We start from the raw sequence: 16,613 nt of genomic DNA on the forward strand, positions 1-16,613 counted from the left end.
GGCTAAATTGATTTACTTTTCACACCGTTAACATCTCTGTAAAATGTTGGCGGTCTGAAATCATAAATATTTAAACTCATTACGCTATAAACGTTGTCATTAGGCGTCAAAGCGAAGTTTATAAAAAAGAAAATCAATACCCACTCAGCCTGTTAGGGATAATGACTACAAGAGGTCAAAATGAGCAAAGAAATTAAAGCCCAAGTTGTTGTACTTGGTTCTGGTCCTGCTGGTTACTCTGCCGCATTCCGTTGTGCAGACCTAGGTCTTGAAACGGTACTTATCGAACGTTATAGCACCCTAGGTGGTGTCTGTCTGAATGTGGGTTGTATCCCATCTAAAGCACTTCTTCACGTTTCAAAAGTTATCGAAGAAGCCAAAGCAATGGCTGAACACGGTGTTGTTTTCGGTGAGCCACAAACAGACATCAACAAGATCCGTATCTGGAAAGAGAAGGTTGTAAACCAACTTACCGGTGGTCTTGGCGGTATGGCTAAGATGCGTAAAGTGAACATCGTTAATGGTTACGGTAAGTTCACTGGTCCTAACTCTATCCTTGTTGAAGGTGAAGGCGAGTCAACAACAGTAACGTTTGACAACGCTATCATCGCTGCGGGCTCTCGCCCTATCAAACTGCCATTTATTCCACACGAAGATCCACGTATCTGGGACTCAACTGACGCTCTTGAGCTGAAAGAAGTACCAGGAAAACTGCTTATCATGGGTGGTGGTATCATCGGTCTTGAGATGGCAACGGTTTATCACTCTCTAGGCTCTCAAGTTGATGTGGTTGAGATGTTTGACCAGCTTATCCCTGCAGCGGATAAAGATATGGTTAAAGTCTACACCAAGCGCATTAAAAACAAGTTCAACTTGATGCTTGAGACCAAAGTAACGGCCGTTGAAGCGAAAGAAGACGGTATCTACGTTTCAATGGAAGGCAAGAAAGCGCCTGCTGATGCAGAGCGCTACGATGCCGTTCTTGTTGCTATCGGTCGTGTGCCAAACGGTAAGCTTCTTGATGCCGAGAAAGCGGGTATTGAAGTGGATGAGCGCGGCTTTATCAATGTTGATAAGCAGATGCGTACTAACGTTCCACACATCCACGCTATCGGCGACATCGTTGGTCAGCCAATGCTTGCTCACAAAGGTGTGCATGAAGGTCACGTAGCGGCAGAGGTTATCTCTGGTAAGAAGCACTACTTTGACCCGAAAGTTATTCCTTCAATTGCTTACACTGAGCCAGAAGTGGCATGGGTTGGTAAGACAGAAAAAGAAGCGAAAGCAGAAGGCATCAACTACGAAGTGGCGACATTCCCATGGGCAGCATCAGGTCGTGCGATCGCGTCTGACTGTGCTGACGGTATGACTAAGCTTATTTTCGACAAAGAGTCTCACCGTGTTATCGGTGGTGCTATCGTTGGTACTAACGGTGGTGAACTGCTTGGTGAAATCGGTCTGGCGATCGAGATGGGTTGTGATGCAGAAGATATCGCTCTGACTATCCACGCTCACCCAACGCTTCACGAGTCTGTTGGTCTTGCGGCAGAAGTATTTGAAGGCACAATCACTGACCTTCCAAATGCGAAAGCGAAGAAAAAGAAGTAATTTCTGAATAAAGAAAAACGGCCAGTAGAGATACTGGCCGTTTTTTTGTGTTCGATTTGCTTTGTATCGACTAATTTTAGTGTGCGTCGCCATTGTTATAGATGCACACCATATCCATGTAGCAATCCGTCAATGATTTCACCGCATCGCTATCATTATTGCGCATCGCTTCTACGAAGAGCGAATAGCAAAGACCGTGGAATAAGCTTGTTAGGTGTTTAGGGTTATGATGCGGGCAGACTTCACCACGTTCGATAGCTCTGATAAACATATTTTCTACTAGAGCTTGGCTAGTCTTGTTTGAGCTTACAAACAACGGCCATACCTCATCGCGAGTAGACGTGCTCCATTCAAACCACACTTTATTCCAGTGACAATCCTCGATCACCATATCCACGACGCTATCTAGGATATTCGTCAGGTTGTCCTTGATATTGACATCGAGATCGATGGTATTCGAGAGGAAGTTGGAATATTGACATACGACGTGGTTAAGTACTTCGTCCACTAAGTCTTCACGAGTAGGGAAGTAGTTAAACACTGTAGCGACAGATACCTGAGCGATCTCTGCGATGTCAGCGTGTCCGCCGCGCCCAATACCGCGCTTTGCAAATACTTCTAATGCTATCTCCATGAGCTGAAGCTTTCGCTTTTGCGGAGACAGACGTGTCCTAGGTCTTTTTACGATTGAGTCCATATTATTTTCCTTGCCAACGTTAGTTAGGGCTGGTGATCCTTTTTGAATCTACCTTTTTACCCTGCTTTATTTAGAGTCAGCTATCTCGCAAAGCGGAAAACAACATAAACCTAACGTCACCGTGTCAATAAATAGGGCGAGTTAGGTTATTTCCAAAATGGAAATCCACTGCTCTTATTTTTCTAATTCCAGATAAGTGTAATGGTGCATATGTTGATGGTCAATAGTCATACACTGATAATTATGATAATTACGAGTAAATTACCTGCGTATCACATTTTGCAGTGAAATTAACCACTCCTTTCAACAGAAGCCGTTAACAGTTGAATAGTAGAAGAGGGGGATTAATGACTGAAAAATTCCCGTGTACTCGATTTTTATCATGTGTAAGAAAGTGATACTATGGCGCGCTAATTGGCAAGGTGGTGCTGTTTTAGCGGCTGGTCTCTGATGTTTTATACTGTATGAGGCGACGCATGGCTGAGGCCACGTTTGTTATATCAACCTACTAACATCGAGATAGATATGAAACATACAGTAGAAGTCATGATCTCTGAGCAAGAAGTTCATGAGCGCGTACAAGCGTTGGGTAAAGCGATCACTGAACACTATAAAGGCAGCGAAGACCTAGTGATGGTTGGTTTGCTTCGTGGTTCGTTTGTATTTATGGCAGACCTAGCTCGCGCTATCGACTTGACACATTGCGTGGATTTTATGACGGCTTCTAGCTACGGCAACACCATGGAAAGCTCTCGCGATGTACGTATCCTTAAAGATCTTGATGACGATATCAAAGGCAAAGACATTCTGCTTGTTGAAGATATTATTGATACAGGTAACACGCTAAACAAGGTCAAAGAGATCCTGTCTCTACGTGAGCCAAAGTCGATCGAGATCTGCACCTTGCTTGATAAGCCATCTCGCCGCGAAGTGGATGTCGATGTTAAATGGATTGGCTTTGAAATCCCTGATGAGTTTGTTGTGGGTGTGGGTATTGATTATGCTCAGAAATATCGTCACCTACCTTACATTGGTAAAGTCGTTCCTCAAGAGTAATCTCTTAAGGCTGATTTAAAAAATGCCCACCTCAATGAGGTGGGCATTTTGCTATTTTGTGTCATTTGTACTTTAAGACTACTTACTCACTTCAGTACTTAGAATCTTCGCCATGGCAGCTTGATAGTTTACCTCAAGGCTTTCTCGGCTTGAGCAGCGCACACCCAAGTCCTGCAATTTACCATCGCCGATGCCATACACAACACCGTGTACTTCGACATCTTGTCCACGTTCCCATGCGTTCTGCATGATGGTGGAGTTGCCAAGGTTGTATACCTGCTCAGCAACGTTTATTTCACAGAGTTTATCACCCCACATTTCGCGAGGCAGTTCGCCTAACCAGTTTCTATGTTTTAGGTACAGATCGCGTATATGGAGTAGCCAGTTATTGATAAGCCCGAGTTGTGGGTTATCGATCGCGGCGTTAACGCCACCACACCCATAGTGCCCACACACAATAATGTGCTTAACCTTGAGTACATCAACGGCATATTGAACAACAGACAAGCAGTTGAGGTCGGTATGAATAACTTGGTTGGCAACGTTACGGTGAACGAAAAGCTCACCAGAGTACAATCCAGTCAGTCGCTCTGCAGGGACGCGGCTATCTGAACAACCGATCCACAAAAAGCCAGGGCTCTGACCCTCTTCAAGTTTGGCGAAATACTCAGGGCGCTCAGATTTGATCTCCTGAGACCACTTTGAGTTGTTGTCAAAAAGTTGTTTAATTTCCGGCATGGTACTTCCCTTCAATGATTCGCCACACTATACACAATGTTACAAATCGAATCTCGCAAAAAAGGTGTCAAAATGTACTCATCTGACGTCTTCATGCACTTAAAATCAATTAGTTAACGATTTGGTGACAATTGTTTATAAGTTATGAATTTTAAACTCCATTTAATAAATATTAACTCGGCGTCACATTTGTTAACCTAAATCAATTTTTTGGTTATTTCTCAGGGATAGTAATGAAGTTAGGACGTCGATTTGAAGATATTAACCTAAAAGGGGATGTGTTTGGCGGTGTAACCACTGCAATTATCTCCTTACCACTCGCACTGGCGTTTGGTGTTGCCTCTGGAGCAGGTGCTGAAGCTGGACTCTGGGGCGCAATCATGGTGGGGTTATTTGCTGCTTTGTTTGGTGGCTCCTCCACACTGATTTCCGAACCAACGGGTCCTATGACCGTAATCATGACCGCGGTATTGACTAGTATGATGGCGAAATATCCTGAAACAGGATTAGCCATGACGTTCACCGTAGTCATGATGGCAGGTGTGTTTCAGATATTGCTCGGCACACTGAAGCTGGGTAAGTACGTCACCCTCATGCCTTATAGTGTTGTTTCTGGCTTTATGTCTGGGATAGGGGTTATTCTGATCATACTTCAGTTGGCCCCTTTGCTTGGACAGGCTGCGCCAACAGGAGGCGTAGTAGGCACACTTACCGCGCTCCCAGAGCTACTATCAAATGTGGATTTCGCGGAACTATTTCTTGGCGCTCTTACCTTAGCGATTCTATTCTTGCTGCCTAAAAAGTATCGCCAGCATGTTCCGCCACAACTGGTCGCTTTGGTTGCAGTGACATTGTTGTCGGTGGTGTTCTTTGACGATGGAACGATAAGACGCATTGGCGAGATCCCTGCAGGGCTTCCTTCTCTAGTGATACCTCATTTCAACGCAGAGATGTTCACTGAAATGCTTATCGATGCACTAGTGCTTGGCACGTTGGGTTGTATCGATACCTTGTTAACGGCGGTTATTGGTGACTCTTTGACTCGTAAAGAGCACGACTCAGATAAAGAGCTACGTGGGCAAGGCTTGGCGAACTTGGTTGCTGGTCTCTTTGGTGCGCTTCCTGGTGCTGGCGCGACGATGGGTACGGTCACTAATATCCAAGTTGGTGCTCGCTCTCCGCTGTCTGGCGTGGTGCGTGCGCTCGTATTGGCACTTGTGGTGCTGGTGGCAAGTGGATTAACCGAACCTATTCCGATGGCGGTATTGGCAGGTATTGCGGTATACGTTGGCTTTAATATTCTTGACTGGAGCTTTATTCAGCGCGCCCACAAAGTCAGCATCCCGGGTATGGCGATTATGTATGGCGTTATGCTGTTGACTGTGTTTGTTGACCTTATCGTAGCAGTAGGGCTTGGCGTCTTTATTTCCAATATCATTATCATTGAACGTTTGAGTCGCGAGCAAGCAAGGCAAGTGAAGGCGATCAGCGATGCGGATGACGATGATGTGCCATTGACTGACAGAGAACGTGGACTATTGGAACAGGCGCAAGGGAAAGTACTGTTTTTCTACCTGTCTGGTCCTATGATCTTCAGTGTATCGAAAGCGATCTCTAGGCAGCACTCAAGTATTTCAGACTATCAGGCGATGATCCTAGATTTGACGGACGTACCTATGATTGATGTGACCGTTGGTCTGGCTCTAGAGAATGCGATCAAGGATGCACAGGATGCTAATTGCCATGTTTACTTATTGTGTCCGACCGACAAAATTAAGCAGCAGTTAGATAAGTTCCACGTGATTGATCTCGTACCAGACAACAACATCTATAGTGAGCGAGAAAAAGCGCTAGAAGCGGCCTATAACGCCACCGCTTAATCAATAAGGTGGATGAACAAGAGCGAGTGTTGTTATCAGCACTCGCTTTTTTATATTCATTTTTTCTAATTGACTTGAAAAGTGGTGATTTCAGCATCATGTGTAGTACCATCAGATAACTTTTCGACATCATTGGAAATATCAAACTTTCCGATGAGTCAGATCTTAGCGGTAGGTATGGTCAGGTATGGTCGCGTTAGAAATAGAGCAGCTCAGAAAAACATACGCTGGTGGCTTTGAAGCACTCAAAGGTGTCAGTTTAACGGTGGAACAAGGGGACTTTTATGCTCTCTTGGGGCCCAATGGGGCAGGTAAGTCAACGACGATTGGCATCATTACGTCACTGGTAAATAAGACTTCCGGCAAGGTGACCGTATTCGGGCACGATATCGACAAAGAACTGGAGTTGGCGAAACAGCAACTGGGCTTGGTGCCACAAGAGTTCAATTTCAATCAGTTTGAAACCGTTGAGCAAATCGTGCTTCAGCAAGCTGGCTACTATGGTGTTCCTAAAGATGTGGCAAAGCAGCGCGCTGAGAAATACCTGTCGCAGCTCGATCTTTGGGAAAAACGCAGTGAGCGTGCACGTAATCTCTCTGGAGGCATGAAGCGTCGTTTGATGATTGCGCGTGCGTTAATGCATGAGCCTAAGTTGCTTATTCTTGATGAGCCAACAGCGGGTGTGGATATCGAACTGCGCCGCTCAATGTGGGACTTTCTTAAAGAGATCAACCGTCAAGGCATTACCATTATTTTGACGACGCACTACCTCGAAGAGGCGGAGCTACTTTGTCGAAACATCGGCATCATTCAGCGTGGTGAATTGATTGAGAATACCTCAATGAAAGCTCTGCTGAACAAGCTACATGTAGAAACCTTCATTCTAGATATTGAAGCGGATGTGCCAGTGCCTGAGTTAGAAGGCGTTAATGCACAGCAGGTCGTCAACGGGTCGTTGGAGATCGAGATTGAAAAGACGCAAGGTCTCAATCACATCTTCACTCAGCTATCGGCTGCCGGCATCAAGGTGCTATCTATGAGAAACAAAGCGAACCGACTTGAAGAGCTGTTTGTCTCTATTGTTCGTGAACAGGCGGAGACGAAATAATGAATATGTACGGCTTGTATTGGACAGCGTTTAAGAGCCTACTTACCAAAGAAATCAATCGCTTTACGCGTATTTGGGTACAAACACTGGTGCCACCTGCAATCACTATGACCCTATACTTTATTATCTTTGGTAGCTTGATTGGCTCTCGCATCGGCGAGATGAATGGCTTTAGCTACATGGAGTACATTGTGCCGGGTCTGATCATGATGTCGGTCATCACTAACTCCTACTCGAATGTGGCTTCGTCATTCTTTAGTGCTAAGTTTCAGCGCAACATAGAAGAGCTCTTGGTCGCACCTGTCCCGAACTATATTATTATTGCTGGCTTCGTTATGGGCGGCGTGGTTCGTGGTCTGTTGGTCGGCGCTATCGTAACTTTGGTGTCCTTGTTCTTTGTGGACCTGCAAGTAGAGCACTGGGGCATTATCATTGCGACAGTATTTTTAACCTCAGTGGTCTTTTCGTTGGGTGGGCTTATCAATGCCGTTTTTGCGAAGACCTTCGATGATATCTCGATTATTCCAACGTTCGTGCTGACGCCTCTAACTTATCTGGGTGGGGTGTTCTATTCGATAAGTCTGCTTCCTGAGTTTTGGCAAGGCGTATCCAAGATCAATCCTATCGTCTACATGGTCAATGCATTTCGTTACGGTTTTCTTGGTGTGTCGGATGTGGGGATTGTGACATCTTTTGGCGTACTCTTGGTGTTTATCGTGGTACTTTATGGAGTAGCCCACCATCTGGTAACAAAAGGTATTGGCCTAAGAAGCTAAGCGAGATTGCGATAGGCTTTGGTTGATTATCTTAGTGACCAGAGACTAGCAGCAAGTCAACGATAAGTGGTGGCCTAGGCCGCCACTTTTGTTATGAGTCGAGACAAGGACGACAAATGCAACTGCCCGCAGAACTACAACAAAGCGCTCAACAGGCGTTCACACAGTTACAAGAAACTTATTCTGATTTTTCTCAATGGTCTGAGCAACAGCAAGCTCAACTCAAGCAAGTTGTCGCGATGAGTCAGTTTGTGAAAGACGCATTGCAAAAAGATGAGGCGCTGTTTCAATCTTTTCCAGAGATGCTTACCCACACAAGTCGCGAAGAGCATTACCGTGATCGCCTTGCCAGTGAGTTGGAATCGTGTGATGTAGAAGCCGATGGTCATCGGGTGCTGCGCCGATTCCGTAATCGTGAGATGGCGTACATCGCTTGGCGTGATTTCTTAAATGATTGGACACTTGATGAAAGCCTTAGCCATCTCTCTATGCTGGCAGAGGCGATGATTTTTGAAACCTACCAATGGCAATATAAAGCGTGTTGCCAGGAGTGGGGGACGCCTTGCAATAGTGCGGGTGAGGCTCAACCAATGCTGATTATTGGTATGGGTAAGCTTGGTGGTGGTGAGCTCAATTTTTCTTCGGATATCGATCTCATCTTTACTTACCCAGAAAATGGCGAGACGCAAGGAGCAAGACGATCGATTGCCAATGCGCAGTTCTTTACTCGTCTTGGCCAGCGCATCATTAAAGCGCTTGATCAGCAAACCTTTGATGGCTTTTGTTATCGTGTCGATATGCGTTTGAGACCGTTTGGAGAGAGCGGCCCGCTCGTGATGAGCTATGCAGCACTAGAAGACTATTACCAAGAGCAAGGGCGCGATTGGGAGCGCTATGCCATGGTCAAAGCGCGCGTCATGGGTAGAGAAATGTACCCTGAGTATCAAGAGCTTCGTCAAATGCTGCGGCCATTTGTGTTCCGCCGCTATATCGATTTTAGCGCGATTCAGTCGCTGCGCCGAATGAAATCGATGATCAGCAGCGAAGTACGTCGTCGTGGCTTGGGCAACAATATCAAACTCGGTGCTGGTGGTATTCGTGAGGTGGAGTTTATCGCGCAAGTGTTCCAGCTCATTCGCGGGGGACGTGAGCCAAGCTTACGTGGTCGCGGTCTCTTGGAGACGCTAGAGGCGATAAACACCCTCAAGCTGCTTGATGCAAAGGAAGTTGAGCATCTGCAACAGGCGTATCGTTTCTTACGTCGCCAAGAGAATTTATTGCAGGCTATGGCGGATAAACAGACCCAGACGCTACCAGATTGTCAACGTGAGCAATTGAAACTTGCCTTTGCAATGGGGTTTGAATCGTGGGATACCATGCTCAAGCAGACTGAGCAGCACATGCTCAATGTTCACCATGTCTTCGCTAACTTGATCGGTGAAGAAGAAGATGACGAAGAGGCGGATCCTATTGCCAAGCACTTCCATGAACTCTGGGACATGGCTGGGCGTGAGGGCGTGATTGCGCATATCCTTGAGCACGATCTTCAAGTGGAAAATCCCGAAGAAAAGCAAAATGTGATCCTTCAGTTTAAAGCCGATCTTGCCAAGAAAACACTGGGCCCTCGAGGTCGTGAGGTTCTCAATAGGCTGATGCCAAAGATCTTCAGTGCGATTTACAGTAACAAAGATGCGGAGTTTGGCTTGCCACGAGTACTGCATGTTCTGCACCGTATCGTCACTCGCACAACCTACTTAGAGCTACTTGATGAGCACCCTGCGGCGTTAACTCAGTTAGTTCGCTTGTGTACGGCGAGTCCAATGATCTCCGAGCAACTTGGGCGTTATCCTATCTTGCTTGATGAGCTGCTTGATCCGGCCCATCTCTATAATCCAGTCCCGCTTGAATCTTATAAGACGGAGCTGCGTGACTATCTAGCTCGTATTCCTGAAGAGGATATGGAGCAGCAGATGGAGGCGCTAAGACAATTCAAACAGACCTGTATTTTACGGATTGCTGCCGCAGACATTGCAGGCGTGCTACCCGTCATGAAGGTGAGCGATCACTTGACCTATTTGGCGGAAGCCATCGTTGAAGCGGGGATCAATCAGGCCTGGCAGCAAATGGCGGCGAAATATGGAGAGCCTACTCACCTTAAAGATCGCGGCAGCAAAGGCTTTGCTGTGATTGGCTACGGAAAAGTCGGCGGCTGGGAGCTAGGTTACAACTCGGATCTTGATATCGTCTTTATGCACGATTGTCCTGTCAGCGTGTATACCGATGGCAAGAAAGAGATCGATGGTCGTCAGTTCTATCTGAGGCTGGCGCAGAGAATCATCCATATTTTCTCAACGAGAACGGCGTCAGGTATTCTCTATGAAGTGGATACTCGACTTCGTCCTTCAGGCGCTTCGGGTCTTTTGGTGAGCCCAACCGATGCGTTTGATGAGTATCAACACAACGATGCGTGGACTTGGGAGCATCAAGCCTTGGTAAGAGCGCGCATGATCTATGGCGATCAGGCCCTTGAGCAGGCTTTTAGTGGGACGCGCAATGACATCCTACGTAAAGTACGCGACAAAGAGACGCTCATAGGTCAAGTCGTCGATATGCGTGTAAAAATGCGTGACCACCTAGGCGGTAAAAAAGCTGGGCGCTTTATGCTCAAGCAGGACCCTGGTGGAATCACAGATATTGAGTTTTTGGCTCAGTATCTCGTTCTACAGTTTAGCCACGAAAAGCCTAAGCTTACACGATGGTCAGACAACGTGCGTATTTTTGAGTCGATGATGGCACAAGGCGTCATGGAAGAAGAGCAAGCAATGGCGTTAACGCGGGCTTATACCACGCTGCGTGATGAAATCCATCACCGAAACTTACTGAATCTCGATGCCGATGTGGCAGAGGATAAGTTTGAATCCGAAAAGGCGATTGTGGTTCAGGCTTGGAATGCCTGGCTAGGTTCAAAATAATTGAATCAATGTCTTTGAGTAAAACGCCATGTTTTAGTAGTGAAACCAAGAGTTGTGCTACTATCCCATCAAAGGCTTAGTCAGAAAAAGCCATAAATAGATAATGAATGAGAAGGGGCAGCGGCGCCTTCTCATACTCAATTGGAGTGAAGAAATGAAACCCATCCTACCGAATTACAGTGATTCTGGCGTATTGATTGTCGGCGATGTCATGCTTGACCGCTACTGGTATGGACCGACAGGACGAATTTCACCAGAAGCGCCTGTACCTGTAGTGAAAGTAGAAAACAACGAAGAACGCCCTGGCGGTGCGGCTAACGTGGCAATGAACATCGCGTCACTGGGTGGTCACGCTCATACCATCGGCTTGGTTGGTATGGATGAGCCAGCAAAAGTACTGACAGAGACTCTGACGTCTCTCAAGGTAAAGTGTGACTTTGTTGCGCTTCCAGACTATCCGACGATCACTAAATTGCGTGTGTTAAGTCGCGGGCAACAGTTAATCCGTCTGGACTTTGAAGACAAATTCGAAAACACCGACCCTGAGCTAGTGCTTGCTAAGATGGAGCAAGCCCTGCCCAACGTGCGCTCTGTGATCCTTTCTGATTATGCCAAGGGTGCCCTTGAGCATGTTCAAAGCTATATCCAGAAGGCAAAAGCCGCTGGTGTGCCAGTGTTTATTGACCCTAAAGGTGCAGACTTTGAGCGTTATCGCGGTGCGACTTTGCTAACCCCAAACATGGCCGAGTTTGAACATGTTGTTGGTAAAGTAAAAAATGAAGAAGAGTTGATTGAAAAGGGTCATGCACTCATCGAGAAGTTCGACTTTGAAGCGCTACTTGTGACTCGCAGTGAGCACGGTATGACGCTACTGCGTCGCGATCAAGAACCTTTCCACCTGCCAACTCAAGCAAAAGAAGTGTACGACGTAACGGGTGCTGGTGATACGGTAATCTCTGTACTTGCTGCCTCTGTTGCTGCGGGTAAACCACTTGATGAAGCGTGTGCGCTGGCAAATGCGGCTGCGGGTGTTGTGGTTGGTAAATTGGGTACCTCAACGCTTTCAACGATTGAACTCGCGGAAGCCGTACACGGCAGCCAAGATACAGATTACGGAGTGATCACTGAGCAAGCGCTTATCGAAGCTGTTGCTAAGGCGCGCGCAAAAGGTGAGAAGGTGGTTATGACTAATGGCTGCTTCGATATCTTACACGCAGGTCACGTATCTTATCTCAATCACGCCGCAGAGCTTGGTGATCGCTTGATCGTTGCTGTAAACACAGACGAATCAGTGCGTGAGCTGAAAGGCCCAGGTCGCCCTGTTAACCCAACAGATCGCCGTATGGCGGTATTGGCTGGTCTTGGTGCTGTTGACTGGGTGGTGCCTTTCTCTGAAGAGACACCGCGCCGTTTGATCTCCGAAGTACTGCCGTCTCTGCTTGTTAAAGGTGGAGACTACAAACCAGAAGAGATTGCAGGTGGTAAAGAAGTGATTGCCGCTGGTGGCGAAGTCAAAGTACTTAACTTTGAAGATGGCTGTTCAACGACCGAAATCATCGAAGCGATTAAAGGTGGTAAGGGGTAAAGCGCCTCTTACATGCTGTCAGTTACACAGATAACAAAAAGGGACGCCGAAGCGTCCCTTTTTAGTTTGCTAACAAGTGAGTTAGTTTGCTTTTTTAAGACCAGCGTTGATATCGATGATATCTTGCTCACTCAAGGTGCCTACTGATTGACGTAGGTTTAGAACACTCACGATGTAGTCGTAACGAGCATCAGATAGGTTGCTTTCTGCGTCGTACAGCGCCTGAGTTGCTTCTAGAACGTCAACGATGGTACGTGTACCTACATCAAAACCTGCTTTCGTTGCCTCTAGCGCGGATTCAGCAGAGATTACTGTCTGCTCAAATGCGCGGATTGCACCGATAGATGAGTTGATGTTGTTGTTATTCGCACGAACGTTACGAACCACTGAGCGGTAGGTTTGCTCTAGCTGCTCACTTGCCTCAACGTACGCAAACTCTGCTTGGCGGGTTTGCGAGGTAATGTTACCACCAGTATATAGCGGTACAGATAGGTTGATGCCGGCGTTGAATACATTGGTTGTATCATTTCCGCCTAAAACACGAGTGTTGCTTGAGTTACGCTCGTTGTCGTATCCATAACCACCATCAAGCGTAAGCTTAGGTAGGTGGCCAGAACTTGCTAATGTAATGTTGTCTTTCGCGATATCTTGACCGATACGTGCAGACAGTAGATCTAAGTTCTTTGACTGCGCTTCTTCTAGGAAGAAGTTAACGTTTTGCTCTGGGCGAGCTGCAGCGAAACGGTCTGTATCAAGGACATCGATATTGTTGTGCTCTTGACCGGTGATCTCACGCAGTGCTTCGTATTGGTTTAACAGGTTGTTTTCTGCCACAACCTCATCTGCCAACACTCGGTCATACTGAGCTTGAGCATCATGTACGTCGGTAATCGCCGATAGGCCAACCTCAAAACGCTGCTTAGTTTGCTCTAGCTGACGAGCAACTGCTGCTTTGTTAGCGCGAACAGATTCTAGGTTGTCTTTTGAACGTAGCACTTCAAAGTATGCTTGCGCAGTACGTAGGATTAGGGATTGTTGCGCCGCTGCATATTGAGAGTCTGCTTGACGTGCCGTTTTCTCAGCAGTGTCTAGCGTGATCCAGCTTGTGCGGTTGTATAGCTCTTGAGAAAAGCCAACGCCAGCCGTTAGGTTATCGCTATCTCCACCTGTGTAGTCCGCACGAGTAAAGTCGTAACCTGCGGTCAAGTTAATTTGTGGTAGAAGAGTTGCACGAGCAGAATTGATCGCCTCAAATGCACGATCACGCTCAGCAGCTGCACGTAGCAACTGAGGATCGTTTTGTTTAGCTTGATCGTAGATCTCGGTTAGGGAGTCGGCCCATGTCGCTGCACTTACGCTTCCTAATGCAGCTGTAATAAAGAGTGGAAGCAGTTTTTTCATTTGTCCTAATCCTGCCTAGTAATACTAATAAAGGTATGATTCACAGTTTAACTTAAAATGACCGTAATTCACTCGAAACTTTGCACTTTTTTACGCATCCACACCAAAAATTGAGACAAATAATTAACCAGAATCAAATTTATTTTGAATTTTTACGTAAAAAATTGAACCGCGTCCTTGGTAGTCGTTGTATTCCTTGAGTAAACTATAAGATTCACTGTAACTTGAGGTCCGCTATGAGAAACGCACTACAGTCTGGTGATAAGTATACGCCCGATGATGTCGACATTGTGTCAAAAGAGACCGTTTTTAAAGGCTTTTTTGAAATGGTGCAGTTTCGCTTCAAGCATAAACGTTTTGAAGGCGGCTGGAGTTCAGTGATTGACAGAGAAATGTTTGTTCGCGGTGAAGCCGCAGCAATGCTCCCTTACGACCCCGTTCGTGACCAAGTGGTCCTAATCGAACAGATTCGGGTTGGGGCTCTAGAACATGAAAGCCCATGGCAGATGGAAATTGTTGCCGGTATTGTCGATAAGCAAGAAAGTATTGAAGAGCTCGTTTGTCGAGAAGCGGTCGAAGAGGCGGGTGTCGATGTAAAGAACCTCGTGCCGATCACGCGATACTACCCTTCCTCGGGTGGGTGCAATGAGAGAATTTCGGTTTTCGTCGGCCAGGTTGATGCGACTCAGGCGTCTGGTGTTCATGGTTTAGAGAGTGAGGGAGAAGATATTCGTGTCAGTGTCGTATCTCGAGAGCAAGCCTATCAAATGATAGAGAGCGGCGAGATTGAAAACGGTGCGTCCATCATCGCTCTACAATGGTTACAACTAAACTATCAAAAGCTAAAACAGCAATGGTAGAGGGAATTTTTTATGGCTCGCGTTGTCGATACTAATTCGTATCATGTTGATCTAGCAGAGCTAATGCGCATATATGAGACGAACTATGCAAAGCTTAATCGTCTAATTCCAACCGCTCCAGAAGTCGGGGATGTGCGCTGTTATCAAGCTGGATCGCTCACCTATCAGTTAGAGGTGAGAGAAGTGACGAAGTACACAACATTGGTTGAAATTTTCCAAGATGATGAGCTTCCTGTTTTTCCTTTGCCTAAAATGACCGTGAGGCTTTATCACGATGCGAAGGTTGCAGAAGTCTGTGATTGCGAAAACGCTTCTCGAGTTCAAGCACGATACGATTATCCCAATGCAAAAATGCATCAGAAGGATGAAAAGTTTCAGTTTAATCAGTTTTTGAGTGATTGGCTGACGTTTTGCTTAAAAAATGGCATTAGTCGAGCTCCGATTATGTATCGTAGCTAACGAAGAATTATAAGTTCAGGTTTTTAATATTTTGAAGACAACACCCAGTGATGAATCTCAGTTAAGTAGCGTTAGGTTGCTGCAATTAACGGACACGCATCTGTTTGCGCCTCATGATGGTTGCTTGCTGAGTGTTAATACCCAAGACAGTTTTCATGCCGTTGTGGCAGAGGTGATTCAACAAGGAACTCAGTTTGAAGCGCTGCTCGCCACCGGTGATATTTCTCAAGACCATACCGAAGCGTCATACCAAAAGTTCGTCGCTGGTATTGAGCCTTTGGGATTGCCTTGCTATTGGCTACCAGGAAACCATGATTACAAACCGTGTATGAACAGTGTGGTAAGCACACCGCTCATTCAGGATGTCACCCATGCGCTGTTAGGAGAGCACTGGCAGGTTATATTGTTGGACTCTCAAGTAGTCGGTGTCCCACATGGTCGACTTAGTGACAGTCAGTTGGATTTCTTGGAGCGTAAGCTAACAGAGCATGCCAACCGACACACCTTGGTCTTACTGCATCATCATCCGCTGTTAGTAAACAGTGCGTGGCTCGATCAGCACTCTTTGAAAGATGCGCACGAGTTTTGGCAGGTAGTGGATAAGCATGACAATGTGCGTGCTGTATTGTGTGGTCATATCCATCAGGAAATGGATGTGATTCGAGGGGGTGTTCGAGTGCTTGCAACCCCTTCGACCTGTGTGCAGTTCAAGCCTAACTCGAATGAGTTTGCGCTTGATACCCGTGCACCAGGTTGGCGTGAACTCGAGCTTTGCGCAGATGGTACGGTGAATACAGAGGTCAAACGCTTACCACATGGTTCATTCCGTCCCGATTTTAATGCGGAAGGCTACTAATGATTACTAAAAAGCCACTACTGCTTTATATTCATGGTTTTAACAGCTCACCACAGTCGTTCAAGGCGCAAGTCATGATGGACTACTGTCGCGAGCATCGGCCTGATATTAAAGTAGTGGTGCCGCAGATGCCTTGCTTTCCCCAGCAAGCGGCGGAGTATCTGCAGCAACTGATCGAAACGTATCAAAGCGATTATCAAATTGCGCTTGTGGGCAGCTCTTTAGGTGGCTACCTCTCGACTTGGCTAAATAATCTATATGGGTTTAAAGCGGTGTTGATTAACCCAGCCGTAAAGCCTTATGAACTGTTGTTGGATTACCTTGGTGAGCAGCAGAACCCCTATACACATGAACGTTACTTTCTAGAAGCCAAGCATATTGATGAACTCAAAGCGCTAGAGGTGAATGAGCTAACTTCGCCACAGGATTTTTGGCTACTGCAGCAAGAAGGTGACGAGGTGCTAGATTATCGCCAGGCGGTGAGTAAGTATCGTGAAAGTAAGCAAACTGTTGAAGAAAATGGCGATCATAGCTTTGTGGGCTTCGAGCGATTCCCTGAACAGATAATCCGCTTCTTATCCCTGTAAGCGATGCTTTTTTCGTCTCCGCTTGAGGAG

The 16,613-nt window shown here is 46.5% G+C and carries 14 protein-coding genes; 11 read left to right on the forward strand and 3 right to left on the reverse strand.

Annotated features, from left to right (window positions below):
- The first annotated feature begins 180 nt into the window (after positions 1-180).
- Positions 181-1,608, forward strand: a complete 1,428-nt coding sequence (gene lpdA / locus J4N45_RS02220; protein WP_042475873.1) for a dihydrolipoyl dehydrogenase — start codon at positions 181-183, stop codon at positions 1,606-1,608.
- 76 nt (positions 1,609-1,684) lie between these two features.
- Here the strand turns inward: lpdA and J4N45_RS02225 are convergent, their stop codons facing one another.
- Entirely contained in the window at positions 1,685-2,305 is a 621-nt protein-coding gene (locus J4N45_RS02225) for a LuxR/HapR/OpaR family quorum-sensing transcriptional regulator (protein WP_042475876.1), read from the reverse strand.
- Between the two features lie 525 nt (positions 2,306-2,830).
- Between J4N45_RS02225 and hpt the strand changes: the two genes are divergently transcribed.
- Entirely contained in the window at positions 2,831-3,361 is a 531-nt protein-coding gene (gene hpt, locus J4N45_RS02230; RefSeq protein ID WP_042475879.1) for a hypoxanthine phosphoribosyltransferase, read from the forward strand.
- Between the two features lie 78 nt (positions 3,362-3,439).
- Here the strand turns inward: hpt and can are convergent, their stop codons facing one another.
- Complete coding sequence (gene can, locus J4N45_RS02235) at positions 3,440-4,099, reverse strand: carbonate dehydratase (RefSeq protein ID WP_128647944.1); 660 nt, start codon at positions 4,097-4,099, stop codon at positions 3,440-3,442.
- A gap of 233 nt (positions 4,100-4,332) precedes the next feature.
- Here can and J4N45_RS02240 point away from each other — a divergent pair, with 233 nt between their 5' ends.
- The 5 genes from J4N45_RS02240 to hldE all read left to right on the forward strand — a co-directional run bounded on the left by J4N45_RS02240 (position 4,333) and on the right by hldE (position 12,420).
- On the forward strand, positions 4,333-5,979 hold the full coding sequence (locus J4N45_RS02240) for a SulP family inorganic anion transporter (RefSeq protein ID WP_252013356.1): 1,647 nt from the start codon (positions 4,333-4,335) through the stop codon (positions 5,977-5,979).
- 187 nt (positions 5,980-6,166) lie between these two features.
- Complete coding sequence (locus J4N45_RS02245; RefSeq protein ID WP_042475882.1) at positions 6,167-7,087, forward strand: ABC transporter ATP-binding protein; 921 nt, start codon at positions 6,167-6,169, stop codon at positions 7,085-7,087.
- A 5-nt stretch (positions 7,088-7,092) separates the two neighbouring features.
- Entirely contained in the window at positions 7,093-7,863 is a 771-nt protein-coding gene (locus J4N45_RS02250) for an ABC transporter permease (protein WP_042476118.1), read from the forward strand.
- Between the two features lie 116 nt (positions 7,864-7,979).
- Positions 7,980-10,835, forward strand: a complete 2,856-nt coding sequence (gene glnE, locus J4N45_RS02255; protein WP_252013358.1) for a bifunctional [glutamate--ammonia ligase]-adenylyl-L-tyrosine phosphorylase/[glutamate--ammonia-ligase] adenylyltransferase — start codon at positions 7,980-7,982, stop codon at positions 10,833-10,835.
- Positions 10,836-10,989: 154 nt separating this feature from the next.
- Positions 10,990-12,420 carry a bifunctional D-glycero-beta-D-manno-heptose-7-phosphate kinase/D-glycero-beta-D-manno-heptose 1-phosphate adenylyltransferase HldE gene (gene hldE, locus J4N45_RS02260; protein WP_234494562.1) on the forward strand — a complete coding sequence of 477 codons (1,431 nt, stop codon included), beginning with the start codon at positions 10,990-10,992 and terminating at the stop codon, positions 12,418-12,420.
- Positions 12,421-12,501: 81 nt separating this feature from the next.
- Here hldE and tolC read toward each other — a convergent pair whose 3' ends face one another.
- A complete protein-coding gene (tolC, locus tag J4N45_RS02265) occupies positions 12,502-13,821 on the reverse strand; it encodes an outer membrane channel protein TolC (protein ID WP_252013359.1) in 1,320 nt (439 codons plus the stop codon).
- Between the two features lie 236 nt (positions 13,822-14,057).
- On the opposite strand from tolC, the gene nudF reads away from it, so the two are divergent.
- The 4 genes from nudF to yqiA are packed head-to-tail and all read left to right on the forward strand — an operon-like array spanning position 14,058 to position 16,583.
- Positions 14,058-14,681 (forward strand): ADP-ribose diphosphatase, encoded by a 624-nt coding sequence (nudF, locus tag J4N45_RS02270; protein WP_252013360.1) that lies wholly within the window; start codon positions 14,058-14,060, stop codon positions 14,679-14,681.
- Between the two features lie 12 nt (positions 14,682-14,693).
- Positions 14,694-15,140: a DUF1249 family protein gene (locus J4N45_RS02275; protein ID WP_042475892.1), complete on the forward strand. Its 447-nt coding sequence runs from the start codon at positions 14,694-14,696 to the stop codon at positions 15,138-15,140.
- A gap of 31 nt (positions 15,141-15,171) precedes the next feature.
- Complete coding sequence (gene cpdA, locus J4N45_RS02280) at positions 15,172-15,996, forward strand: 3',5'-cyclic-AMP phosphodiesterase (RefSeq protein WP_252013361.1); 825 nt, start codon at positions 15,172-15,174, stop codon at positions 15,994-15,996.
- Positions 15,996-16,583 carry an esterase YqiA gene (gene yqiA, locus J4N45_RS02285; RefSeq protein WP_252013362.1) on the forward strand — a complete coding sequence of 196 codons (588 nt, stop codon included), beginning with the start codon at positions 15,996-15,998 and terminating at the stop codon, positions 16,581-16,583. The genes cpdA and yqiA overlap by 1 nt, the downstream gene beginning before the upstream one ends.
- The last annotated feature ends 30 nt before the right edge of the window (positions 16,584-16,613 follow it).

The organism is Vibrio sp. SCSIO 43140, from assembly GCF_023716585.1.
Taxonomy (GTDB): Bacteria; Pseudomonadota; Gammaproteobacteria; order Enterobacterales; family Vibrionaceae; genus Vibrio; species Vibrio maritimus_B.

What these genes read in the sequence shown, in the direction of transcription:
- J4N45_RS02275 (WP_042475892.1), top strand. Translation starts at nt 14,694, where the DNA reads ATGGCTCGCGTTGTCGATACTAATTCGTATCATGTTGATCTAGCAGAG.
- J4N45_RS02245 (WP_042475882.1), top strand. Translation starts at nt 6,167, where the DNA reads ATGGTCGCGTTAGAAATAGAGCAGCTCAGAAAAACATACGCTGGTGGC.
- J4N45_RS02225 (WP_042475876.1), bottom strand. Translation starts at nt 2,305, where the DNA reads ATGGACTCAATCGTAAAAAGACCTAGGACACGTCTGTCTCCGCAAAAG.
- lpdA (WP_042475873.1), top strand. Translation starts at nt 181, where the DNA reads ATGAGCAAAGAAATTAAAGCCCAAGTTGTTGTACTTGGTTCTGGTCCT.
- nudF (WP_252013360.1), top strand. Translation starts at nt 14,058, where the DNA reads ATGAGAAACGCACTACAGTCTGGTGATAAGTATACGCCCGATGATGTC.
- yqiA (WP_252013362.1), top strand. Translation starts at nt 15,996, where the DNA reads ATGATTACTAAAAAGCCACTACTGCTTTATATTCATGGTTTTAACAGC.
- can (WP_128647944.1), bottom strand. Translation starts at nt 4,099, where the DNA reads ATGCCGGAAATTAAACAACTTTTTGACAACAACTCAAAGTGGTCTCAG.
- J4N45_RS02250 (WP_042476118.1), top strand. Translation starts at nt 7,093, where the DNA reads ATGTACGGCTTGTATTGGACAGCGTTTAAGAGCCTACTTACCAAAGAA.
- J4N45_RS02240 (WP_252013356.1), top strand. Translation starts at nt 4,333, where the DNA reads ATGAAGTTAGGACGTCGATTTGAAGATATTAACCTAAAAGGGGATGTG.
- hpt (WP_042475879.1), top strand. Translation starts at nt 2,831, where the DNA reads ATGAAACATACAGTAGAAGTCATGATCTCTGAGCAAGAAGTTCATGAG.
- glnE (WP_252013358.1), top strand. Translation starts at nt 7,980, where the DNA reads ATGCAACTGCCCGCAGAACTACAACAAAGCGCTCAACAGGCGTTCACA.
- tolC (WP_252013359.1), bottom strand. Translation starts at nt 13,821, where the DNA reads ATGAAAAAACTGCTTCCACTCTTTATTACAGCTGCATTAGGAAGCGTA.
- hldE (WP_234494562.1), top strand. Translation starts at nt 10,990, where the DNA reads ATGAAACCCATCCTACCGAATTACAGTGATTCTGGCGTATTGATTGTC.